The organism is Candidatus Kapaibacterium sp., from assembly GCA_025059875.1.
GTDB lineage: Bacteria > Bacteroidota > Ignavibacteria > Kapaibacteriales > HRBIN21 > HRBIN21.
This window is the reverse complement of the sequence record JANXCT010000010.1, coordinates 13,456-37,338: the sequence shown is the minus strand read 5'-3', so window position 1 is coordinate 37,338 and position 23,883 is coordinate 13,456. Positions and strand designations below refer to the sequence as shown.

At 59.0% G+C, this 23,883-nt stretch carries 13 protein-coding genes; 8 read left to right on the top strand and 5 right to left on the bottom strand.

The window, feature by feature from the left end:
* Positions 1–16: 16 nt before the first annotated feature.
* Positions 17–883, bottom strand: coding sequence for a hypothetical protein (locus NZ960_08325; protein MCS7177596.1), 867 nt, complete (start codon positions 881–883; stop codon positions 17–19).
* A 104-nt stretch (positions 884–987) separates the two neighbouring features.
* Between NZ960_08325 and NZ960_08320 the strand changes: the two genes are divergently transcribed.
* From NZ960_08320 to NZ960_08285, 8 genes are all read left to right on the top strand, one after another.
* Entirely contained in the window at positions 988–3,036 is a 2,049-nt protein-coding gene (locus tag NZ960_08320; protein MCS7177595.1) for a S8 family serine peptidase, read from the top strand.
* 34 nt (positions 3,037–3,070) lie between these two features.
* Positions 3,071–3,769 (top strand): SDR family oxidoreductase, encoded by a 699-nt coding sequence (locus tag NZ960_08315; protein ID MCS7177594.1) that lies wholly within the window; start codon positions 3,071–3,073, stop codon positions 3,767–3,769.
* A gap of 8 nt (positions 3,770–3,777) precedes the next feature.
* On the top strand, positions 3,778–4,896 hold the full coding sequence (locus NZ960_08310; protein ID MCS7177593.1) for a sugar phosphate nucleotidyltransferase: 1,119 nt from the start codon (positions 3,778–3,780) through the stop codon (positions 4,894–4,896).
* Positions 4,896–6,158, top strand: a complete 1,263-nt coding sequence (hutI, locus tag NZ960_08305) for an imidazolonepropionase (protein MCS7177592.1) — start codon at positions 4,896–4,898, stop codon at positions 6,156–6,158. Before NZ960_08310 ends, hutI begins: the two co-directional genes overlap by 1 nt.
* A gap of 972 nt (positions 6,159–7,130) precedes the next feature.
* Positions 7,131–8,909: a hypothetical protein gene (locus NZ960_08300; protein ID MCS7177591.1), complete on the top strand. Its 1,779-nt coding sequence runs from the start codon at positions 7,131–7,133 to the stop codon at positions 8,907–8,909.
* Positions 8,910–8,966: 57 nt separating this feature from the next.
* Complete coding sequence (locus tag NZ960_08295) at positions 8,967–12,131, top strand: TonB-dependent receptor (GenBank protein MCS7177590.1); 3,165 nt, start codon at positions 8,967–8,969, stop codon at positions 12,129–12,131.
* Between the two features lie 72 nt (positions 12,132–12,203).
* Positions 12,204–16,016 (top strand): hypothetical protein, encoded by a 3,813-nt coding sequence (locus NZ960_08290; GenBank protein ID MCS7177589.1) that lies wholly within the window; start codon positions 12,204–12,206, stop codon positions 16,014–16,016.
* A 12-nt stretch (positions 16,017–16,028) separates the two neighbouring features.
* On the top strand, positions 16,029–17,099 hold the full coding sequence (locus NZ960_08285; protein MCS7177588.1) for a PorV/PorQ family protein: 1,071 nt from the start codon (positions 16,029–16,031) through the stop codon (positions 17,097–17,099).
* A 49-nt stretch (positions 17,100–17,148) separates the two neighbouring features.
* Here the strand turns inward: NZ960_08285 and NZ960_08280 are convergent, their stop codons facing one another.
* From NZ960_08280 to fsa, 4 genes are all read right to left on the bottom strand, one after another.
* Complete coding sequence (locus tag NZ960_08280) at positions 17,149–18,231, bottom strand: sugar phosphate nucleotidyltransferase (protein MCS7177587.1); 1,083 nt, start codon at positions 18,229–18,231, stop codon at positions 17,149–17,151.
* 56 nt (positions 18,232–18,287) lie between these two features.
* The gene (locus NZ960_08275) at positions 18,288–20,138 is read right to left on the bottom strand and encodes a DUF2723 domain-containing protein (protein ID MCS7177586.1); all 1,851 of its coding nucleotides are present in this window, start codon (positions 20,136–20,138) and stop codon (positions 18,288–18,290) included.
* A 205-nt stretch (positions 20,139–20,343) separates the two neighbouring features.
* Complete coding sequence (acnA, locus tag NZ960_08270; protein ID MCS7177585.1) at positions 20,344–23,112, bottom strand: aconitate hydratase AcnA; 2,769 nt, start codon at positions 23,110–23,112, stop codon at positions 20,344–20,346.
* A 24-nt stretch (positions 23,113–23,136) separates the two neighbouring features.
* Positions 23,137–23,829: a fructose-6-phosphate aldolase gene (gene fsa / locus NZ960_08265; protein ID MCS7177584.1), complete on the bottom strand. Its 693-nt coding sequence runs from the start codon at positions 23,827–23,829 to the stop codon at positions 23,137–23,139.
* Between the last annotated feature and the right edge of the window lie 54 nt (positions 23,830–23,883).

The following is a 23,883-nucleotide window of genomic DNA, read 5'->3' as shown; positions in this document are numbered from 1 at the left end:
ACTTGTAGTTCGGGTGTTACAGACCAAACCAGAGCCCTACGAGGAGTTGGAGAGAGTGCTGGGAAGCATCACGCCCAATCACGTCAACAATCCCTTCGCTTCGCTTCCAAGAGTCTCGAGAGCGAACATCTTCACGAAAGCTAGACAAGAGCTGGAATTGCACCCGGGGAACCAGCCACAACTTGTACCCCAGCATGATTCGGTACCCGGCTCCTAGCTCTAGGCCGATCCGTGAGCTCTTCATAGGAGGCGTATTCCATTCGGATGTGATCTCCAAAGTCCGGTAGAGCCTGCCATCCGCTGGATTGACAAAGCCACAGTTTCCCGCTGGGTCATCGACAGAGTACTTTTCCTTCTGCTGGTTAGTCCGGTGGAAGTGGGCGGTGACTCCGCCGCTAAGCCAGAGTTGTGGGGTGAGGTTGTAGCGGAGTCCAGCACCGAGGGTGATGTAGTGCACCACAAAGGTCCACTCGGCAGCGACAGGCACTTCCCTAATAGCACCGGTGAGAAAGTCTATGCAGTCTGCTTCACCGGTGCCAGAATTCCCCCACTGTTTGATGTCATACCCAGCACGGACGACAAGCCCTAGCTGTGGGGTCAGTCCTATGTCCGCGCCCACATTGAAAGTTGGCGAGAAACCGCTCCCACTTCTGAAGAGTCGTGATGGGGTGTTTGTGGGCTCGAAAGGCGAGTACCGCAAGACTTGTGAGGCCATGTTCCAGTTCCCCCCGGCTTCAATGCCGAGCAGTACAGGTAAGGTGGGCTCTTCCCATGGCGCTACAACGGGCGCACCTCGAGGACGTAGGATGTCCTCTTGGGCTACTACTGCTGCAGACTCAAGGAGTACCAGTAGGCAGAGGGTCGCTGCAAAGGCGGGTGCCATGGAGACAGCCTTTAGATTGGTACACAAACAGCGCGAGGGCTTCGCAAATTTATGCACCAGCCCCTGCAAGGGCGTGTGTAATTTTGAGGCGCGGAAAGAAGCCCATGGGAATTAGGACGTGCGCTGCACTGGTAGTAGCTACCTGTGTCGCCACAGCCGAGGCTCAAGAGGCGTGGCGAGTCTTCTTTCGGGATAAAGGGCCGGAGCCTTTTCGGCAGGGTAGCCCGCTGTATGAGCAGACCATCCAGTTGCTTTCTCCGCGGGCATTGCAGCGGAGAGCGAAGGTGAGACCGCAAGATTCGTTGGTCACGCTAGAGGATGCTCCCATCTACCAGCCGTACGTGGACAGCGTTCAGCGATGGGGGCGGGTTGGGCTGCGTCTCCGGTGGAAGAACTACGTCGTTGTGTGGACGGATTCTGCCGGGATTGAACGTATTCGGCGGTTGCCGTTCGTGAGAGCAGTGCAGCCAACCCGTGAGGTGCCGCTCGTACTGCCGCTTCCGGTACCGGGCGGCTCAGAGAGCTCCCAAGCTCCACTAGCTAACCAGCAGCTCGGAGACTGTGGAATGTTCCAGTACGGTCCCTCGTGGAACCAGCTCCAGATGCTGGCGGTCCCGGAGCTCCACCGAATGGGCATCACAGGCGATAGCGTCTGGATTGGGCTGCTGGATACAGGTTTCCGCTGGCGTGGGTATCCGGCATTTCCTCACCTAAAGGTTCGGGCAGAGTACGACTTCCTCTTCGGGGACACGCTAACCACCAACAAGCCCGGCGAGCATCCTCGGCAGGACATGCACGGTACGCTAGTGCTCTCCGTTGTGGGGGCTCTCTGGCGCGATACCCTCATTGGAGTTGCCCCGACAGCAACGTATGTGCTAGCGAAGACTGAGGATATTGCTGCAGAGCGGCATGTCGAGGAGGACGCTTATGCAGCAGCTTTGGAGTGGATGGAGGCTCTGGGGGTGGACGTTGTCTCTTCTTCCCTGGGCTACCGGGACTTTGACAGTACGGAGGTCTCGTACACGCCGGAGCAGCTAGATGGACGTACGACAATCGTGGCCCAAGCACTGGAGGCTGCGGCTCGGCGTGGAGTGATCTGTGTGACAGCAATGGGGAACGATGGGGAGCGTGGACTGGTCTCCCCGGCAGACGCCGATAGCGCCCTGGCCATAGCGGCCGTGGATAGCCTCTGGAATCGCGTGTGGTTTAGCTCTATAGGACGGTGGCGAAATGGGGTATTGCGCCCAAGTTTAGCAGCACAGGGACTTTCCGTTGTTGCGGCTGCGCCGGGAGAGACCACGGCCGTGCGAGCCTCGGGAACCTCGATGGCAACCCCTCTTGTAGCGGGTAGTGTTGCTCTGTTAGTCGCGGCGCGGCCGGATCTGCCTCCGTGGAGGATACGGCAAGCGCTGCTGCAGACGGCCTCCAACGCTACTCAGCCCGATACGCTGCTGGGTTACGGTGTCCCCAATGTCTGGCGTGCTCTCCAAGCTCTCGGTGGTGCAGTAGGCCCACCAGCAGTGTGGAGACGTGCATCGGGGAGCGTGCGAGTTGCCAGCTATGCGCTCGTTCCCTTTTCCCTCTTCTCCGCGTCGTTGCAGCTAGCATCGAGGCCCGGAGGAGAGACCGTGGGGAGCATTCCTCTCTCCGCTTGGGGGAGGGAGCGAGTGCTGTTCTACGGAGACCTGCCTGCTGCTCTCGTGGAAGGCCGGGAGACGCTATGGGTGCGGGTGATAGTACGGAGCGCCGCTGGAGATGAACTCGTTGGGCGATGGTACGCTGTGACACGGCTGCCGACGGTGCCGTGTGGTATGTGGCTCCCCGATGCCGTCCGAGTCCAGGAAGTAGTTGCGGGACCTCCTGCACTCCGTATCTTTCCAACGCCTGCGGCTCGTGGAGCCGAATGCTACGCTGATCTCCCGGAGCTCTTGCCAGGGACAGGTTCTCCACTGCAGCGAATCCAACTGTGGGATGGGCTCGGGCGCCGAGTGTGGGAATATCAGCTACCGGCCGACCGCTTATGGAGCTCGATGGGACAACGCTGGACAGCAAGGCTTCCTACGGAGCAGCTTGCTCCTGGGACGTACTGGTTAGAAGCGCTCTACGGGGTAGGGACGGCCGAGTGCTTGGTGGCTCCTCTTGTGATCTATTGACGCGAATGCGTGTGCAACGGGTGGGAGAACTCCGATGCCGACGGTGCTCATCACTGGTGCAAGTGGGAACGCTGGACAGCAAGTGACGGCGCACTTCCTGGAGCGGGGATGGTCTGTCCATGCCCATTGTCACACTCCGGAAGGTGTCGAGCGACTCCGCCAAACCCTCCCCACAGGACTTCAACAGCGCTTGAGCATTGCCATTGGGGACCTGGCTCAGCAGGAGGCCGTCGAGGCCTACTTCTCTGCGGCACCACGTCCGGTCCATGCGGTGGTGCATTTAGTTGGAGGCATTCGGGCTGGGATGCTGCTGGAGGAGACTCCGCCGGAGGTGCTCGCAGAGATGCTGCAGCTCAACGTCACGACGACTTTCCTGGTACTCCGAGCCGCCCTCCCGCTACTCCGAGAGACCAAGGGCGCAATCGTGACAGTAGCGGCAAAGGCTGCTCTCCGTCCGGAAGAGCGGAAGGCTGCATACGCTGCTGCCAAGGCCGCTGTCATTGCTCTGACGCAGGCTGCTGCTGAAGAGGGGCGTCCGTACGGCGTACGGGCTAACGTTGTAGTTCCTTCTATCCTGCGCACACCGGCGAACTTGGAGTGGGCTCGTGGCGGGGAGGAGGAGCGGTGGCTTTCCCTTGAGGAGTTTGCTGCCGCAATCTTCATGCTCTGCTCCGAAGAGGGGCGAGCCATCACGGGCGCGGTTATTCCTATGTACGGCGGAATCCCAGCGTGAGGGTAGCGATGGAGGCCGTTGCTGTCATCATGGCTGGGGGCAGCGGGGAGCGGTTCTGGCCTTTGAGCCGGCAGCAGCGCCCGAAGCAGCTCCTACGCTTGACTCCGTCAGGGCGGATGCTGGTGGAAGAGACTGTGGAACGCCTCCGGGGAGTCCTCCCGCTGGAGAACGTCTATGTTCTAACCTCCGCTCCGCTGCAGAGCCTCCTACGGCGCGCCCTGCCGCAGATTCCGCCAGCAAACGTCATTGCAGAGCCGATGCGACGCAATACGGCCGCCTGTATACTCTTGGCTGCAGCCGTCGTTGCAGAGCGCTTCGGAGAGGGTGCCCCTGTCGTCGTGGCAGCCTTTCCGTCGGACCATCTCGTGGAGCCTGTGGAGGAGTTTCAACGGTGTCTGAGGAAAGCGCTCGCCCGGGCTGGGCAGGGAAGAGAGCTCGTAACGATTGGTATTCCGCCGACACGACCGGAGACGGGATACGGCTACATAGAAGTGGATGCGCTGCTAGAGGATGCTGAAGGAATCTCGGTCTACAGCGCCCGGCGCTTCCGAGAGAAACCCAGCCGAGAGGTGGCAGAGGAGTTCGTCCAGAGCGGCTCGTTCCTGTGGAACAGCGGGATGTTCTTCTGGCGGCTGGATGTGCTGTTGCACTCGTTCCGTATCTATGCACCTCAGTTCTGGCAGCACTGGGAAGGTCTTCGACAGGTAGTCCGCTCGGTGTGGGGGCAGCCGGTTGAGGGGGCCTATCCAGGGCTGGGGGCTGTCTTCGCTGAGCTGCCGGATATCTCGGTTGACTACGCGATTGCGGAGCGAGCGGAGCGGATTGCAACTGTTCGCGCTACGTTCCGGTGGGACGATGTCGGTGCGTGGGACGCGTTGGAGCGGGTCCTGCAGCCAGATGCCCATGGGAATGTCGTCAACGGCGACGTCATCCTCTTGGAGTCGCAGGGCTGTATCGTGGTGGATGCCCGAACACAGCCGCAGCCCCTGGTGACGCTCTTGGGGCTGCGTGATAGCGTCGTCGTGCTCACGGACGATGCCGTGCTCTGCTGCGCCAAATCGCATGTCCAGCAGGTGCGGCAGCTTGTCAATTACCTACGGCAGCAGGGATACGAGGCGCTGCTCTGATGGCGCTCTTGGTGACCAACATTGGACAACTGGTCACCGTCCGGGCAGAGGGCGCACGGGTCAAGGTAGGGGAGGCCATGCAGGAACTGGGGATCGTGCACGATGCCGCTATGGTGGTGGAGGAGCGTATCCTTTGGGTTGGGCCCAAGACGGAGGCGTACTCGCTTAGGTCTACTGGGCTCCTCCAGTGGGAAGCAGAGTGGGACGTCGGGGGGCGAGTCGTCATTCCTGGCTTCGTCGATGCTCACACGCATATGGTCTTCTCTGGTTCTCGGGTCGAGGAGTATTCCCAGCGGCTGCGGGGAGCGACGTACGCTGAAATTGCCGCAGCGGGCGGCGGTATCATGACGACAGTGCGTACTGTCCGCGCCACTGGCGAGGAGGAATTGTTCCGCCAAGCTTCGGCACTCCTCTGGAGCGCACTCCAGCATGGCACGACGACTGCAGAGATCAAGAGCGGTTATGGGCTGACGACAGCCGACGAGCTGAAGCTCCTCCGCGTAATTCGCCGCTTGGCGCAAGAGCTCCCCCTTCGAATTGTGCCGACCTTCATGGGAGCTCATGCTTTCCCACCGGAGTACCGCAACTGTCGCTCCAAGTACATAGAGCTAATCTGCCAGGAGATGCTCCCTGCGGTTGCAGCAGAGGGATTAGCGGAGTACTGTGATGTCTTCGTGGACGAAGGGTACTTCACCCCGCAAGAGGCAGAGCGCATCCTACGAACGGCGCAGGACTACGGCCTGCGTCCACGCCTCCATGCTGATGAGCTGGCACCCGTTGGGGCTGCAGAACTGGCTGCGCGGGTAGGCGCTGTCTCGGCTGACCATCTGCTCCATGTCTCCGATGCGGGCATCGCCGCTCTCCGAAGTGCTGGGACCATCGCCGTTCTACTGCCTGGGACAGCATACACATTGCGGCTCCCATATGCACCTGCACGGAGGCTGATTGCGGCAGGTGTACCCGTTGCTCTAGCCACTGACTGCAACCCGGGCTCATGCTTCTGCGAGAACATGCAGGTAGTGCTCTCCTTGGCGTGCCAGTGCATGGGAATGCTGCCAGAGGAAGCCCTTGTGGCAGCAACGCTCAATGGGGCTGCCGCGTTAGAACGTTCGCACCTTCTGGGGAGCCTGGAGGTCGGCAAGTACGCTGATTTCCTCGTGTTGCGGCTCCAAGACGTTCGGGAGATGGTCTACCACTTCGGTGTCAACCACGTAGCCGAGGTCTGGATTGGGGGGCGCTGCGTGTGGAAGGCCTCGGCATGACACTGTAGCAGGGCTGCACGTCTGGAGCCGCAGAACGGGATGACGAACGGGCTGGTTGAAGGGGTCAAACAACGGGGCTGCTCCACCCTTGGTCGGGAGACCAGTCTATAGCAGGCAAATCGCCCCAAAGTCTCCGCTCCTAGAGGGATGCCCCGATAGTCCTAAGTTGGCTTGGCATAGCCTGTTAGGAAGCTACTCTGCTGTTGCTCGTGGGCTTGCCAGTACCCCTGCATGGTACCTGAAGAGGGGCTTGCCACCTGCGTCGGTGGACCGTTAGTTAATGTGGATTGGCCGAGCCCGTGGAGACAGCGTGCGATACTAGAGGCTTCGAGCTGACTGTGCCAAGTGATGCGGAATAGCTTGCGATCACAGGGATGGGTAGACGGAAGGTGCTATGTCTGCTCTTGTAGGAGTGTTGCTGTTGAGACCCTCGCTGACACCATGCTCGGTCGTAGTGGCCACTCCAGGGGAGGGGGATAATCGGTCGCGGGTGCACGGGTGCCAGGAGTTTCTGCATGCGGTGGGTGAGGGAAGCTCGGGCAGTTAAGTACAGGCGTTGCTTCTGGGAGATCGTGTCCTCAGTGGCTGTGGGAGTGCGGCCTTGGTTTTCGACCGTTGCCCTGGGTGGGGTGCGGCGGTTTGGTCGTGATGGCCGGAGGAATGCAACGGTGAGCCTCAGTGCTAAGGCGCTGGTGAGCTTTAGGCAGTGCAATGGGTGTACCGGACTTGTTATATTAGCACAGCAAGCAAGCGGCAGTTGTTGGACTCGGTCTAGGGGTGTAGCTAATGAAGCCAGCTTTCTGTGCCTTGGTTGCAATGGGTGCTGCTATCTGGCTGATGGGTACACCTTCGGCAGAAGGGTCTGTAGCAGTTCACAGCACGAAAACAGACGTTCAGCTCCTCCGTATTCCGTCGGGGATACCGCTATATCCCCTGAAAGAGCCCCGGGCGATACCTCTGAATGGTCAGAGGATGGAGCTCGTCGCCGAGCGGCGCGCAACCTTACTCCGCCGCCTGCCAGCACGGTCCCTCCAGAATCTTCCGGGTGTCAGAATTGCTAACACTACGTACGACTGGCAGACAAATTTCCTCATCAAGAACCGCATGGTCTGGTACGGTCCAGAGAACGTCCTGCAGCTCGTCTGGATGGCATCCTCTGACCAGCCTGATAGTGGCTTCCGGGATCGGGGAACGTACTACGCAGCGGTTGATCTTAGCAATCCGGAGAATCCCAGCGTTATCCCAACCCAGCGGGGTTGGACTCGAATCGAGGCAGTGCGAACGGGTTGGCCGGCAGCAGCAGCATTACCCGGAGGAGCGGTAGCCTTTATGTCTCATACACCGCTCAGGTTCGTGCGAAACCAAGGCCCCCTCGATGAAAGCTGGTCCGTCACTGATGTAGGGCCGGCTGGAAGTTTATGGCCATATCTGACGAGCACAGCAGAGGGGACACTGCACGTTGTCTACACGTACAATGCCGGCAACAACGCTGGGCAAGTCGCCTACCGGCGCTCCACTGACCAAGGTAGGACATGGAGCGACGAAGTCTTCCTCTCAGGGGGCGAAGCCCCACCAGCAATCCAGGGGGCGGACCACTACATTATTGAAGCCGGCGGTGGGCGACTACTCGTTGCCTATCTTTCAGTACCTTTAGAGACGGGGCCGACAATCATCCTCCGGCTCTCTGCGGATAATGGTGCCACGTGGTCACCACCAGTTCCCTTAGCGGCAGGACAGTTCCAGTTTGCTAGATACGAAGAGAGCACCATAGATACGACCGCAGGTGACACGACGATTCGGGTGACTGTCTTCCACACAGATACAATCCCGGGTGTTGACAACTACAGCTTCCTTGTTGACGATCGGGGCAGATGGCATGCGCTAGCAACGCTAGCAGCCTATTTCCTAAAGGGGCGGCATGTTGTAAGGCGGTTAGGTGCGCAAGTCATCGAAGACACGGTCTACTATGACTCTTTGAGGGTAGCAGGGGCATATCCCATGGGGGTGTATGGATTTGAGGGAGCAACCCAGGGAGTTCTGGTCCCGCTTCCCCCACCGGTCGTAGGGCGGGGCGGGCAAGTAGTACAGGTACGTCACACAATCGCAAGCGGCTACGTTGATCGCCTGAAACTTGGCATAGACGATCAGGGTCGACTTTATGCTGTCATGTCGGCTCCAAACGAAGGGGATACGATAGCTCCGGAAGACGAGCCTACAGCTGTCTACGGCTATGGACACATCTACTTGACTACGAAACTGAACGACACCACGTGGTCCCCACCGGTAAATCTCACTCCCAATGGGGTTGATTGTAGCTTCCCGACAGCTCCTCGGGGTGGCCCAGTAGGGTATGCTGTCATTGCCTACCAAGCGGGGGGCGTTCCCGGGTCGTTCGTGCAGGGGGCCCGGTGGCAGTCAGGGCAGGCAGATGACATCTACGTTATGACATATGCCCTCCCAACAGGCGTGAATGAAGAAGCGCACAGCGGTGGCGTTCAGTTCCGGGTCTACCCGAACCCAATAGTGAAAGCAGGACACATTCAGCTCATCCCCTCGTCCTCTGGATGGCTCTCGCTGGAGCTCTGCAGTCCGGTAGGTAGCCGAGTGAAGACTCTGTACGAGGGATGGGCAGAGGCGAACAAGCCCTACTCCTTCTTGCTCGACGCAGCCGAGTTGCCTTCTGGGGTCTACTACCTTCGGCTGCACCATTCGAGTGGCTCGGTTGTTCGGCAGCTAGTTGTGGTCCGGTAAATTTGCCGAGCCACAGATTGCGACCCATAGTCAAGTCTCACAGAGCGTGGGGGTGGAATGCGGCGCCTTGTGCTGTGGACAGTTGGACTCATGATCCCACTCAGCGTGACCTGGGCGGGTATCTATGGCGTCCTGGCGGGACGAGTAACGGACAAAGAGGGTAAACCTATCCCCGGAGCGACCGTCCGGATAGAGGGAACAACCCTTGGAGGATTTGCTCGCCCGGATGGGCGATTTAGCATTGTGAATGTGCCCGTCGGTACCTATACTGTCGTCATACGCGCCATTGGCTATCGGGAGGTGCGCTTACAGGTTCGAATCTCTGCAGACCAAACGACGGAGATCTCTGTACAGTTGGAGCCTGAGGCTGTGCGGGTACAGGAGGTGACAGTGGAGGCGAAGGCCCCACTAGTGGAGAAGTACGCCATAGGGACTCTACGGAATGTCACCTCTGAAGAGATTCGGAACATCCCGCGCCAGACAGTCCAACAAGTCGCGCTCCTTACCCCGGGTGTGCTGGCCGCAGGAAATGGCTTCATTGTCCGTGGCAGCCGAGCCATTGAGACCCAGATCCGGCTTGACGGGCTGGACATTGCTGACCAGTTCGTTGGGGCTTTTGGCAACGGTGGTTTCCGCTACTTCCCAACAGTGACCAATCTGGCAGTTGAAGAAGTGCAGGTACTAACGGGCAATTTCGCTGCTGAGTACGGCAATGCCTTGGGAGGTGTGGTCAACACGGTGACCAAGACTGGACGAACAGACCGTTATGAAGCGACCTTCCGCTTCTACACGGACGATATTGCCTTCCTCTACGGTTCGGCAAGGAATGGACTCCGGCGACTGCCTCGGAAGGAGTACAACTACGAACTGGCGTTTGGTGGACCCATTCCCTTGCTGAGCGGTTCGACCTTCTACTTAAGCGCACAGTATCTGACCAACCAATATCGGAATGCGGGTCTGGATGTGAAGGATCCCTGGGGTAACTCCTGGGGGCAGCTCCCGCAAGATCGGACGTGGATGCGCTCACTCAGTGCGCGGCTGAAGTTCGCCCTCACGAAAGACATCAGCCTGTTGGTGGGTGGCATGTTTGGGTTGACGGACTACGAGCGGCCATCGATCGGCTGGATGTACGCTCGGGATGAGGGCATAGTGAATGGAGAGTCCAACGGTGTCCAGGAATACTTCGCAAAGCGTGCGGTCATAGACCAGTTCGTTGGCAACGTCTTAGCCCGTGTCACCCACGCCTTGGGGCAGGCTACGTACTACGAGCTGACGGTCTCCAATACTTGGAACGTCAACGAAGTATCGCGCCGCTACTTAGCCTACGAGCCTGGCCGCGGATGGGTGAAGAACTACTTTGATCGTCCCCATTTCTTTGAAGGGTTCAGCCTCTGGTATCCGCAGGACCGTTATGTCGTGGAGGGTAACCAGCTGTTGCCGAGGGAGCTGCGGGGAGGGGTTGGGGATAAAGTCATTGACCACTACACGCTCCTTACTGGACAGACGGTGAGCGAAGATGGGTACCTCATCACTGTACGCCCGATTCGCCACCCGTGGACTGGATACGTGGAGGGAGGTAGCAACGCTACGAGCACCCGCAATCCGTACGGGTTGCAGGGCTTCTTCATTGCTGCCGGGAATGAGCGGGCTTTTGAGTTCAGGTACTCAGAGTACCTACAGGTAGACGGCTACATCACTAGCCGAGTGGAGGCAGGAGAAGTGGTGCACCTCCTCAAGGCGGGATTTGAAGCTAGATTCCTAACACTCCACCACCACTACAACAGCTTGCCGTGGGATGGGAACGCATTCTTTGACGTCTACACCGACCGCTGGGGTGGCAACATCTACGCTGAGAATCAACAGGTGTGGGAGCTAACGAGCAAACCGTACAAGCCCTACACGGTGGCTGCCTATATCCAGGACCAGTTCTCCTACCGAGGAATGATCCTGAATGTGGGGCTCCGACTGGATTACTTCCAGCCGAACGCGAAGTATCGTACCGAGAGCCAGCGCTTCATCCCAATTCAGGACCAGGCATACTTCGCCCCAGCAAAGGCAAAGCTGAATCTGAGTCCTCGAGTCTCTGTGAACTATCCAATCACGGAGCGCTCCACGTTCTCGGTCGCTTACGGTATCTTCCAGCAGATGCCTCAGCCGACGTTCCTGTATGACGCTCTGAATACCTTCCGCCTCCGCGGGAACCAAATCCTCGGCAACCCCAACCTGGGAACGCAGCGGAGCAATCAGTACCAGGTTTCCTATGCACATGCACTGACGGAGGACTTCGCAGTAGACGTGACGGCCTTCTACAAGGACATCTACAACCAGGTAGGGCTTCGCTATGTCCCGACTCTGCCAGATCCGTACTCGGAGTACACCGTTGCTGAGTACGGGAACGTTCGAGGGCTGGAGGTCCGACTCCGGCGCCGTCCGGTGGGGAACGTCGGATTTGACATCAACTATACCCTCTCCTACGCTCGTGGTACAGCCTCTGGGCCTACGACGCAGTACTGGCAAACCATCCTGGCAGGCGAAGACCCCTACACGGGCACGAAGACCTTCCCATTGACCGAGTACTACCTTGACTACGACCGTCGCCATGTGCTGAACTTCTCGCTCTCCTTCTTCCTCCGTGAAGGTGAGGGCCCATCCATTGCTGGGCTACGACCCTTTGAGAATACGACGCTGAACTTTACGGGGGTGTTTGCCACTGGGACTCCCTACACGAAGCGGGATCGCCAGGGGAATCAGGTGGGTGAGTACAATGGTGCACGGCAGCCGTCGGACTGGACTGTGGACTTACGGCTGCAGCGAGCAATTCCTCTTGGTTCTCTCTTTGGAGAGGCTTTCCGCAGCGCCACGTTGGAGCTGTACATCGATGTCTTCAACCTACTCAACACCACCCACCCGATTGCCGTCTACGAGCGTACCGGCAGTCCTGACTACGACGGAGAGAGCCTCAACCGGCAGTTAGGGGATTTCAGCGCGACGAACTGGTATCGAGACGCAGATCCAAACCGTCCCGAGACCATCAGTCCAGCACAGTACGACAGCTTTGGTCGGCGTCTTTACTCTCCGGATGCCGATTTCAATCGGGACGGGGTCGTGACGCAAGAAGAGAAGTACCAGAGCTATCTCCGGTGGGTGCGGGATACGGTGGCTCGACAGCTCAACTACCGTCTTCCCCGATCGGTCAATCTGGGCTTCCTGCTGCGCTTCTGAGACCAGGGAGCCTGCATGAGTGTAGCTTACGCTTGAGGGAGTCTGCTGTACCATAAGCGGGAGAATGGAGAGATGCGGTGGTGGCTGCCTGCTGTCTTCGGTGTCATCCTAGTGCTTTCTGCGGATGCGAGGACGGCCCGTGAGCACTACGGAGCAAAAGAGGGAGATATCCCACAACCCCAGCGGCTTGCTCAGGGAACGTTTGAGCAGCGGAGGAATCGTGTCAGCCGCATAGAATTCTACACCACGAACTACGGCATCTTCGGCCTCAACATTGCGGCAAACCGAGGCGGAGGGTTCTGGCCTCGGGGCTCGCAGAATCAGTACATCTTCGGTGGTGGGATCTGGTTCGGGGCTAAGAAGCGTGTCCGCGGTGAACTGCGGAAACTCGTAATTGTTTCCTATAACCCGAATTCTGGAGCCTCCTGGATGGTACCAGGCCGGGTAGCGGACGGCGACGAGTACAACGATGAGCTGAAAGACAAGTACCAGTTGTACTTCTCCACGGACTATGCGCCCGATGGTACTCCATTGCCAGAACAAGCGGGACAGCGGCCTCAGGGACCGAACTGGCCGCTTTGGATCACCTCCGAGCGTGAGACGCTGAAGGTCAATCGCTACTTTGGTGACTACATTGATGATTTGACGCTGCGTAACCTGCGAACCTATCCTCGGGGACCGGCCTTTATCTCGCAGGAGGATATCTGGTGTGTCTTCAAGGATACTGACCTGCGGCGGTACGAAGGGGGGGTTGCTGTGCGGCGCTCACAGGGGTATCCGTTGCGCGTGGACATTGAGCAGACTATCTACTCCTGGGGCTTCGGCGACTACGGCGACTTCATCTTCCTGAAGTACCTCATCATCAACCGTTCGCAGGATACGCTCTACGAGTGCTGGATGGCGCCAGCGATGGACTTTGACATTGGTCCAGCCGCTAACCCGGTCGCGATTGCCGGGAACGATCGAGTACGCTTCTACGACGAGGACCCGACCCTCAACCTGGCAATCCAGTGGAGCAATCCAGACCAGGGGGAGGCTGGAAAGGGGTTTGGATACTTGGGGATGACTTTCCTGGAGAGTCCAGCGGTAGATCCAGCCACAGGCTTCATTCGGAAAGACCGGCGCTTCTACCCGCTCTCGGAACAACTGGGGTTGGTGACGTTCCGGAACTGGGTTATCGAGAATGATCCCACAGGTGACGAGGAGCGGTATGACTTCATGGCTGCACGAATTCGGGATGGCGATCAAGGGCCTGGGGACAAGCGCTTCCTGATGGCGACAGGCCCATTCAACATGGCGCCTGGAGATACAGCCCGAGTCGTCGTTGGACTGATCTTGGCTGCGACTTCTACTGGACGGGATGCTACAGGATTTGGAGACCTCGATGAACTCGTCCGGAAGGTGCGGTTTGCCCAAGCAGTCTACGACGGCGGTTTCAAGGCCCCAATCCCTCCGGATAGGTCCAATCTCTCGTGGAGTCCTCTGAACAATGGTGTAGTGATCCGTTGGGATTCGACAGCTGAGTACACGTACGACGACAGTGAACGAGGATTGGACTTCTTGGGATATCGACTCTACCGTGCCCGCCGGCTAGACCTGGATTCGTTTGATGTGGACCACCGTTCCGCCGCATCGCGTGGACCCTTTGGATGGAAGGAGATTGCTCGGTGGGAGGTGCCCAATCCGTTCATCAAGAAGTCGGACCGTCCACTTCTGCCGGGGAGCCCCTATCCGCGGATAGACTCCCTGGTCTTCATATCGCAGCCTGATAGCTTTACAGTCCGCGTTGCCCGCGTGGGCTTTGGTGGGGAGCCATGGGGTGAATTTTGGCAGTCGCTGAATGCTGCCACCCGGAACCGGTACTTGACAGGTGAAGTCCAGATTAGCCGTGCCCTGACTGGGGGACGTGGCTTGGTGCGCCAAAGCTTCCCTAGCACAGAAGAGTTCCTCAACGCACTCTACGACTATATCCAGCAAGGGAAGGCAACGCTTGTCTTTCCAGACTTTGACGACGACCCAGTGCTACGGCAGCAGGTTCGGCAGACAATTGCCCGCTACATCGCTCGAATTACAAACAACCGGACATTCGTAGACGTCGGAGATGATGACCGAAGTGGCACCGTCGACGACAATCCGGATCCAGCTCGCACCGAGCGACTCTTCAACAATGTGGACTACTACTACCGGCTGCTGGCGTACGATGAAGGGGATGTTATCCAGCGCACTCCGAGTAAGCTCAACATCGGCGTAACGGGAGTCAACGTCTTGCAAGCCTTCCCGCGCCCAGCGCCAGCTAGCGAGCCAGCTACGATTACGATAACCTCCGAAGATCGGGACAAGTTGGGAGGCATCTACAACTTCCGCTTCCTCGTCCAGGATGAGCAACGGCTTCAGCAGCTCTTTGGTGGACACGAGTTGGAAGTCGAATTTCAGCCCTTGTGGTTCGGGACGCGGTTCTTTGCGCCTCAGGGAGCTGTCAACGGGATCTATGCCCGACAGGTCATTCTGCGCGACCTGACGGCTGGTACGGAATTGGGGCGCTACGTAGCCCTGTTTGAGCCGACTCAATGCCAGGGGACCGTCGTAGGACTGTTTTCGGAGTTTGCGGGAGTCTTTACTGGGGATACGACGCAGGGGATTGGTCGGCTTGACACCGTCAGCTACGTCCAGCGGACGGGAACCTTTCGCACGGATGCGGTATGCAACGCTCCTGACCAGTACATCTATGGCACCCTCGGCTTTGCCTTTGACTATGCCGTCCAACAGTGGGCTGGCCAGTACCGCCCATATCGGGCTGAGCGCCGAGCCGGATCAGATGTGGACGTTCCCGTGTATCCAGATCGCACTCAGGTGCAGCTCACCCAACCGGATCCAGCGACACAGCGATACGTCAGCTTCAACAACGGACCGGCGCGGTATCTGGTCGTCTTGGAGCCCGGAGGGACAGAGACGGTGACGATTACGTGGAATTCAGGACGGAATTCCAAGCAGGTGCAGGTGCCTTACTACAACGTGAAGGTCTACAACGCTGCCAGCTTTGAGCGGCTCGATCCAGTAACGGGTCGCCCTGTGCAGGTCTCCTATCCTGGTGAGCTGCCGAGGGTAGATCTTACTCTTTCGCGTGGTACGGGCCCTGATGCCCGTCAGGTCCCGATTGGGTCATATGGGTTTGCGGCTGTCCCGTGGGTCAACGGACGGAGCGCCGACGGGATTACCCAGCGCCGTGTCCAGTTAGGCGACTGGCTTCCCCAGCAGGGTCGGTACTACTTGTCGGTCATCAGTGATGGTGATACGATTGACTTCGTCCATGTCTTCGTGGCTTCCGGATGTCGGTTCCTCATCGACTTCGCCAACAAGCGAGGTTGGGGGGTGTCGCCACTCTCAGGTGTTGATAGGGCCCCAAGCCAGCCTACGCGCGATTTCCGTCCTGGTGATACGATTGTCTTTGAGACTACTGGTGGAGCGCTGGGCTTCCCGCTTCCCGGCGCCAAGATTCGCGCTCGAGTCAGCCAACCCTCGCCACCAGACAAGATCACAGACGCGATACTAGAGCAGCAGGTCAAGGTGGTCCCGAATCCCTACTACGTTGTCCACCAGGCCCAGCGGTCGCAGTACGATGCGAAGATCTTCTTCACTCGGTTGCCGGAGCGATGCACAATCCGAATCTACACCCTTAGTGGTGAGCTGGTCCGGACGCTGGAGTACGATGCCCGTACCGCACAGGAGCAAGGGCGCCTGGGGGTTGCTGTGTGGGACCTGCTGTCGGATAACCTGCAACGCGTAGCGAGCCAGGCCTTCGTTGCACACATCGAGACACCGAACGGTGCTAAGGCCGTGCTCCCCTTCAGCGTAGTTGTTGGTGGGATTCGGCAAGTACCAGAGTAAGCACGGAGAGAGATGCAGCCGAGAACTCTGTGGCAGAGCGCTATCATTGTGCTGCTTGGGGTGGCTAGTAGCAGTGCCCAGCTCTATGCGCCCTCAGCAGGCGAGTTCAAGAAGGTAGGAGCAGCGGGATCACAGTTCTTGAAGCTGCCCATAGGAGCTCGCGCTGTTGGGCTCGGCGGCAGTGCTGGAGCCGTCAATGATTTGACAGCCATCTACTGGAATCCAGCCGGCGTCGGGGACATTACGGGCATCAGCGGCCACTTCTCCCATACGCAGTGGTTCGGAGGGTTTTCGCACAACTTCGCAGCAGTAGCAGTGCCATTGGGGGAGAATTTCCGGCTCGCCGGTAGTTTCATTAGCTTCGCCAGCGGTGATATCCCCGTGACGACCTTAGAGCAGCCCGAGGGGACAGGGGCAACATACACCATCTCCGATGTTGCCGTTGGAGTTACCTTCGGTGGGCGTGTGACAGAGCAGTTCTCCTTCGGCGTCACTGGGCGATTCGTCCAAAACAGTCTGTTAGATGTCTCTGCGACGGGTGTGACCTTCGACGTCGGAACTTTCTACCAGACGGATTTCTACGGGCTGCGCTTGGGCTTTTCCGTGCACAACTTGGGGCCGAACATGGAGTACTCTGGACAGGGGCTCTACCTCCAGCGTCGGCTCATAGATGCTTTGAACTCTGACCCAACGGCTATGAGCATCGTAACGAACCCTTATGCCATCCCATTGATGTTCCGAGCAGGCATTGCATTCGATGCTCTCAGCGTTATCCAGGGTCGGCCGGCTACAGCTAAGCTTTACTCTGAGGGCCACCAAGAACATCGCCTCATTGCGGCCTTGGATTTTGAGACCTACTCCGACGTGCCGGAGCAGTTTGCTGTCGGGGCTGAGTATACGTGGAACGACCTACTGTCGGTGCGAGCGGGCTACCGTTTTGGGAACGACCAAATGTGGCTGTCAGGAGGGGTAGGAGTTCGATACGTTGGGAGCGGTTTCCGTGGACAGCTAGACTACGCCCTCACCCCAACCCGCCGATTGGGGCTAGTCAACCGACTGAGCTTAACGGTGACGTTGGAGTGATGCCGGCCTAGTCCTGCGCAGCGTCACTTGCAGCTTGATGTGCAGGACTTCATAGCAGGTGCCGCATTTTCTTGCGGCGGAGGTAGTGCACGATCTCGGCCACGCGCTCGGAGGCTCCACGTGGGCAAATGAGGGTTGCAACGTCGGTGTCAACGACGATGAGGCCGTTGAGTCCGATGAGGGCGATGGGCTTTCCCCCGAGGGCGCTGACGTAGCAACCACTGGTATCTATGGCGATAACGTCGCCATGGAGGACATTCCCACGTGGGTCTTTCAGGGCGCGGCGATAGACCTCGTCCCACGTTCCAACATCGGTCCAGTCGAAAGAGCAGCGGAGTGCCAGCATCTGAGCAGCGGCTGGCTCCAGTAATCCGTGTTCGAGCGATAGGGGGCGAAGCTGGCGATAGATGCGCTCTATGTGCTCGGGAGAAAGCTCTGAAGCTGAGCGCAGCAGTGGGGCAAAGAGGGAGTAGTAGTCTGGAAGATGCCGGCAGAGCAGCTCCCAGAGGGTCGCTATCGGTAGCGCTACGATCCCGGTGTGCCAGAGAAAGTCGCCAGAATCAATGAAACGCTGGGCGGTCTCACGATCGGGCTTCTCCGCAAATGTCCGCACTCGTAGGACCCCACGCTGAGCTAGAGATGGGTCCGGACATTCCTCTACTTGGAGGTAGCCAAATCGAGTCTCAGGATAGCGCGGAGGGAGGCCTAACAGAACTGGTCGCTGAGTTGTATAGGCTGTCCAGACGGCAGTCTCCACGCTCTGGTGGAACTCCCCAAGGTTTGCGATTGCATGGTCGGCTGGGAAGAGGACAAGTACATCTGGGGAGGAGCGCCGTTCCCACCAAAGGGCTGCGTATACGAGGCAGGGTGCAGTGTTGCGGGCAATTGGCTCAATGATGAACTGCTCAGTAGGGAAGTTGGGGAGATGTTCCCATAGGAGGTGTTGGAGTGAGGCCGTTGTCGCAATCGCGATCCGGTCAGAACTGAAGAGCGGACGGAGTCTCTGGAGGGTATTTTGAAGCATCGAACCGTCTGAAAGGAGAGGGAGGAGGAACTTGGGTATCTGCTCCCGGCTCTCCGGCCACAGGTATATGTCCACACCGCCAGCTAAGATTGTCGCAACGGCGTTCATAGGCCACCTGTCACTAAGTAGCACGTGCAAAAATACCGGTGGGCCATGCCTTGCTGTCAAGGCAAGCTATGGACGGTTGCACCGAAGGCATTGAGGTAATCTTCCAGACGTTCCGCTACACTAAGCTGTCCGTGTTGACGAGCGTACAAGAGGGAAGCCCTTATCCCGCGGACGACTGCTTCCCGGAGTTCTCGGTCTAGCGATGAACGCTGTCGGCGTAGACTCTGGGCAAGCTTGGTGAAGTCTAAGCGTTGCAGAGAGCCGGGGAGAGTGTCAGGGGTTGGGTGTAGGCGCAGTAGGAGAATCTCCGGGACCTTCGCGTAGGCTGCTCCAATAGCTGGCTCGCGGACGAGAATGTCTGGTGAGAGGTAGACGGGACGAGTCTGGATATGCGCGGCAATCAGGGAGTTGAAGAAGTTCTCGTAGGCTCGCTGCAAGCGGACGGCATCGTACGGCTGGCCGGCTTCGAAGGGTTCGAGCTGTTGCTCGTAGAGGCGTAATGCATCAGCACAGCAGCGCATGACGTCGGGATACCATCGCTGGAGCTGCTGGAGGTACCACGTGCGGCGCACGAGCTCCTGCTCAACGAGGGCGATGTCTGGCCGGAATCCTTCGACTACCTGCTTGTACCAGAAAGCCGAGCACCAGAAGTCCCACTGCGAGGAGATGATGAGCGCGTTCGGCTGAGCAATTTCCCCGATGAGCTGTACGTAGGCAGCTACAGTGTAGTCGCTGCTCCGGTCGTTGACTTGCCAGTTGCCGGCCAGGTTCACGATAGGGATAGCTCCCAACAACCAGTGGACGCGAGGGAGGCGTTTCCAGAGGAAGGCAAGACCCACGGCCAGCGCGAGGAGCAGTCCACCGTATGCCTGTAGGAAGTAGGGAGCGATGTCGTGGATGCTATAGGAGAAGGCGTAGAGCAGGCAGCTACCGATGAGCACTACGAGCCAGCCCAAAAGGTATCGGGATTGCCGCCATAGCCGCCAGATGCCGAGAGCAACGATTGGAAGTCCCACAACACCGAGCTGCCATGGCAGGAGGTGGGCAAAGAGCTCAGCATGCTTCTGCCATGTCGTGCTGTCGGCCAACATCCAAACCTGGTATTGTCTGCCGGTGACGTGGTAAAGGAACTTGTCAGGGCTGCGGGCAACTCCGCCCCAATCTAGCGGTGGCTCGGCCGCGCTCCGCAAGGGCAGCGTTACGTACAGCAGCAAGGGTAGCAGAGCAAGTCCAAACAGTAAGCCGAGAGGCTGTCTTCCACGCTGACGGAACATCGGCACATAAAGCCATGCGACGGCAGGCAGGAGCAGCACGGTCATTGCGTGGTGTGCCAAGCCTAGCCCCACGATGTAAGCACTCAACAGCAGCCACCGCATGGAGCTAGTACGCCATGCCATTAGCACTGCCCACGTCACGAGCCAGAGCAAGAGGAGATGCAGTGAGTAGACCTCAAGCGCTGTTCCTTGCTCCCAGACGGTTCGTGCTGACACATAGGCGAGCGTTGTGATCGCGCAGACAGCCGCTTGCTGCACTGGCTCCTCCGGCTTTTCAGTCAGCGAGAGGAATTCCCAGCAGAGTCCGAAGAAGGCGACCGCGGAGAGGGCTGTCCAAAGAGCCGCTAGTGCGTTGAGCGCATTAATTGGCGGGACGAAAGGAAGTAGCGTCACCCACAGACGCCCAAGCAGCGTGAACAGAGGGTATCCAGTCGGGTGGGCTACTCCCCAGACGACACAGCAGGCGGCAAGCTCCCCGGAGTCCGTATAGGTGACGTCGGGCGCGCATGTTACCAAGTAGAGGGCAGTAGCTGCCGCAAGACAGCCAAGCGCACCGTACCAGAAGGGGGGTGGGAAGAGAGGTCCGGAAGGCGATTCACGACTCTGCACGTGGGAAACCCGCGTCCCTGGCATCTTTGCTCTTTGCAGCTACAGAGGAGGAGAAGCAGGTCCCTATCGCTGCCGCAGAATGGCTCCACGCACCCCTAACCGGCAACCGCCCATGTCGTTTAACGACCGCGCTTAGCGATTCTGCTAACACAAACAGCGATGGTCCGCAAGTCCTTGCAGAAAGGGGAGCAGGGGTTAGGCAGAGCGATTCACCCTACCGACACTCGTTTCAGGGACTAGCACTCACGGTGCTTTGGAGGATGTTGCGGAAGACGTACTGCAGGACGCCTCCGTGGCGGTAGTACTCTACCTCCACAGGGACGTCCAAGCGAGCAATGACGCTGAATTCGCGGGTGCTTCCATCAGGCTTGCGAGCGATCACTCGCAAGACCTTCTGGGGAGCCAGGCCATCACTAATGCCGATGATGTCGTAGAGCTCGCTGCCGTCCAAGCCGAGCGTCATTGCTGACTCGCCCGGCGGGAACTGTAGCGGCAAGATCCCCATGCCAACGAGGTTGCTGCGGTGGATGCGCTCGAAGCTCTCCGCGATGACAGCTCGAATGCCCAGGAGAGCGGGACCTTTCGCCGCCCAGTCACGAGAGGAGCCGCTGCCATACTCTTTGCCCGCAAGAACGATTGTTGGGACTCCTTCAGCCAGATATCGCATGGCGGCATCGTAGACTGTCAGCTCCTCGCCACTTGGGAAGTAGCGGGTCCATCCTCCTTCGCGACTTGCCAGCGCGTTCCGGAGCCGGATGTTGGCAAATGTGCCGCGCACCATCACTTCATGGTTTCCACGGCGGGCACCGTAGGAGTTGAAGTCCAGGGGGTCTACTCCGTGCTCGATGAGCCATCGCCCTGCTGGGGAGAAGGGGGAGATGGAGCCGGCCGGGGAGATATGGTCAGTCGTTACTGTGTCACCAAGCCATAGCAGAACACGGGCACCTCGGATATCGCCCGGTTGCGGAGGATGGAGCGGTAGATCACGGAAGAAGGGTGCCTCACGGATGTACGTAGAATCAGGATCCCACTGATACAGCTCGCCTTTCGGAGCTTCCAGTTCCTGCCAGAAGCGGTCGCCAGCATAGACGCTGGAGTATGTAGACCGGAAGTCCTCCGGACGTAGCACCTGCTCCATAAGCGAGCGGACCTCCCCAGGGCTGGGCCAGATGTCCCGCAGGTAGACCGGCTCCCCGTTCGGATCGGTCCCTAACGGCTCGGATAGAAGGTCAATGTCTACGCGGCCTGCTAGAGCATAGGCGACCACCAATGGCGGGGAGGCTAAGAAGTTCATCCGTACCTGGGGATGGACCCGGGCCTCAAAGTTGCGGTTCCCAGAAAGCACAGCGGCAACGACGAGCTCGTTGTCGGTGATTGCCCGTGCAATCGGTTCTGGCAGGTTCCCACTGTTGCCGATGCATGTCGTACAGCCATATCCGACGACGTGGAAGCCGAGGGCTTCTAAAGCGTCGAGAAGCCCAGACCGCCTCAAGTACTGCGTTACCACGCGAGAGCCTGGTGCAAGGCTAGTCTTGACCCATGGCTTAACGCGTAACCCACGTTTGACAGCCTTCTGCGCCAAGAGGCCGGCTGCCAGCATAACCGTTGGGTTGGAGGTATTGGTGCAGCTCGTGATAGCGGCGATGACGACAGCGCCATCGCTGAGCAGGAACTGCAGCCCATCGGTACGGATAGGAACCGTCCGCAAGGATGGACGGGTCGCAACAGCGACAGTGGACCCTGGGCTGCCTATAGCTGCTGCCTGCGCGATAGTCTCCCACCGCTCCTCTATCGGTACGTAGGCTCGGTTGTATGTCTGCTCCAGACTGCTGATGACCGTAGCCTTCGCGCTTCGTAATGGCACTCGGTCGTGTGGGCGTCGAGGACCTGCCAGAGTAGGCTCTACAGTGGAGAGGTCCAGAGTGAGCACGTCTGTGTACTGGATGGACTCTTCGGCTTCGCGCCAGAGGAGATTTTCCTTGCAGTACCATTCCACCCGCTCGATGAGCTCTGGCGGTCGGGCCGTAGCGCGGAGGTACTCTAGAGTCTGGTTGTCAACGGGGAAGTAGGTGACGGTACATCCGAACTCAGGGGACATGTTGGCGATGGTAGCTCTGTCAGGGACCGTTAGGGAGTTCAGGCCAGGACCGAAGACCTCTACGAACTTGCCGACGACGCCATACCTGCGGAGCAGCTCGGTGATTGTCAGCACCAGGTCCGTAGCCGTCACTCCTGGTGAGAGTTCCCCAATGAGCCGGAGACCTATGACTTCGGGCAGGAGGAGGAAGAGGGGCTGGCCGAGCATCGCTGCCTCAGCCTCGATCCCGCCAACACCCCATCCTAAGACTCCAATTCCATTGACCATCGGGGTGTGGGAATCCGTCCCGACGAGCGTGTCGGGACAGGCAATGCCGTCCCGGACCGCCACGACCTGTGCGAGGTACTCTAAGTTGACCTGATGGCATATGCCCATGCCCGGAGGGAGGACGGTCAAATTTCGGAAGGCCTGCTGTGCCCACTTCAGGAGGGAATACCGCTCGCGATTCCGCTGGTACTCCAGTTCCACGTTGCGCTCGTAAGCCCAGATGGTGCCGAAGAAGTCCACCTGGACTGAGTGGTCGATCACCAGGTCCACCGGAATCAATGGATTGATGCGCTCTGGCGACACACCCTTTCGGGCTGCTTCCGCCCGGAGCGACGCCAGGTCGACGATGGCGGGCACCCCCGTGAAGTCCTGCATCAGAATCCGGGTCGGCATAAAGGGGATTTCCCGCTCCGGTGGGCGTGGCTGCCATGAGAGTAGGTTGTGGACGTGCTCCTCGGTGACGGTGAAGCCGTCTTCTGAGCGGAGGATGTTCTCCAGTAGGATGCGGAGAGAGAACGGGAGATGGCTTACTCGGTAACCTTGCCGTTCCAGCTCGGGGAGACTGTAGTACGAGAGCGTTCCTGTCGAGGTCTGTAGCGAGCGTACGACACCGAAACGATCACGGCGAGGCATGGTTCTGCAGCTCCAAGGATGACCTTACGTGACTGAGACCAGCGGGATTTGCCGTGCGCGTGCCTGCTCTTCCTGAAGGCGCTGGTAATCCGCCAGAAATGCCTGGAGGCCGAGGTCGGTGAGGGGGTGAGCCATGGCCTGCCGAAGGACGCGGAAGGGAGCTGTGGCAATGTTGGCTCCAGCACGAGCAGCCTCGACCAGGTGCATCGGATGTCGCAGCGATGCCGCAATGAGCTCAGCCTCGATTCCCTGCCGCTCCCAAATCTCGCAGATGTCAGCCAAGACTCGAACACCGTCACCGCCGATGTCGTCCAGGCGTCCCAAGAAGACGCTTACGAAGCTTGCACCAGCATTCGCAGCGATGATGGCTTGGGCGGGTGAAAAGACGAGCGTGACGTTCGTGGGAATTCCTTGCCGTGAGAGTTCCCGGACAGCCGCCATCCCCTCAGGAGTCATCGGTACTTTGATGACGGCTTCCGGCAGCCAAGAGACAATCTCTTCGGCCTCCCGTAGCATGCCGGCTGTGTCTGTAGAGACGACCTCGACCGAGAGATGACCGCCGACTATGCGATGGATTTCCAGAAGCCGCTCACGAATGTCTACGCTCGGGTCTTCCTTCGCCAGCAACGTTGGGTTTGTGGTTACACCACTCAAGATGCCCCAGCTTGCGGCTGTGCGGATTTCATCCAGGTTCGCGGAGTCTATAAGTAAGCGCATGGCAAGGCAGCGAGAGTTTAACATCGCCCAGCATCGCTCGGTGACGTCACCGGC

Coding starts and splice junctions, on each gene's coding strand:
- NZ960_08325 (MCS7177596.1), bottom strand. CDS start 883: ATGGCACCCGCCTTTGCAGCGACCCTCTGCCTACTGGTACTCCTTGAG.
- NZ960_08320 (MCS7177595.1), top strand. CDS start 988: ATGGGAATTAGGACGTGCGCTGCACTGGTAGTAGCTACCTGTGTCGCC.
- NZ960_08315 (MCS7177594.1), top strand. CDS start 3,071: ATGCCGACGGTGCTCATCACTGGTGCAAGTGGGAACGCTGGACAGCAA.
- NZ960_08310 (MCS7177593.1), top strand. CDS start 3,778: ATGGAGGCCGTTGCTGTCATCATGGCTGGGGGCAGCGGGGAGCGGTTC.
- hutI (MCS7177592.1), top strand. CDS start 4,896: ATGGCGCTCTTGGTGACCAACATTGGACAACTGGTCACCGTCCGGGCA.
- NZ960_08300 (MCS7177591.1), top strand. CDS start 7,131: ATGGAGCTCGTCGCCGAGCGGCGCGCAACCTTACTCCGCCGCCTGCCA.
- NZ960_08295 (MCS7177590.1), top strand. CDS start 8,967: ATGCGGCGCCTTGTGCTGTGGACAGTTGGACTCATGATCCCACTCAGC.
- NZ960_08290 (MCS7177589.1), top strand. CDS start 12,204: ATGCGGTGGTGGCTGCCTGCTGTCTTCGGTGTCATCCTAGTGCTTTCT.
- NZ960_08285 (MCS7177588.1), top strand. CDS start 16,029: ATGCAGCCGAGAACTCTGTGGCAGAGCGCTATCATTGTGCTGCTTGGG.
- NZ960_08280 (MCS7177587.1), bottom strand. CDS start 18,231: ATGAACGCCGTTGCGACAATCTTAGCTGGCGGTGTGGACATATACCTG.
- NZ960_08275 (MCS7177586.1), bottom strand. CDS start 20,138: ATGCCAGGGACGCGGGTTTCCCACGTGCAGAGTCGTGAATCGCCTTCC.
- acnA (MCS7177585.1), bottom strand. CDS start 23,112: ATGCCTCGCCGTGATCGTTTCGGTGTCGTACGCTCGCTACAGACCTCG.
- fsa (MCS7177584.1), bottom strand. CDS start 23,829: ATGCGCTTACTTATAGACTCCGCGAACCTGGATGAAATCCGCACAGCC.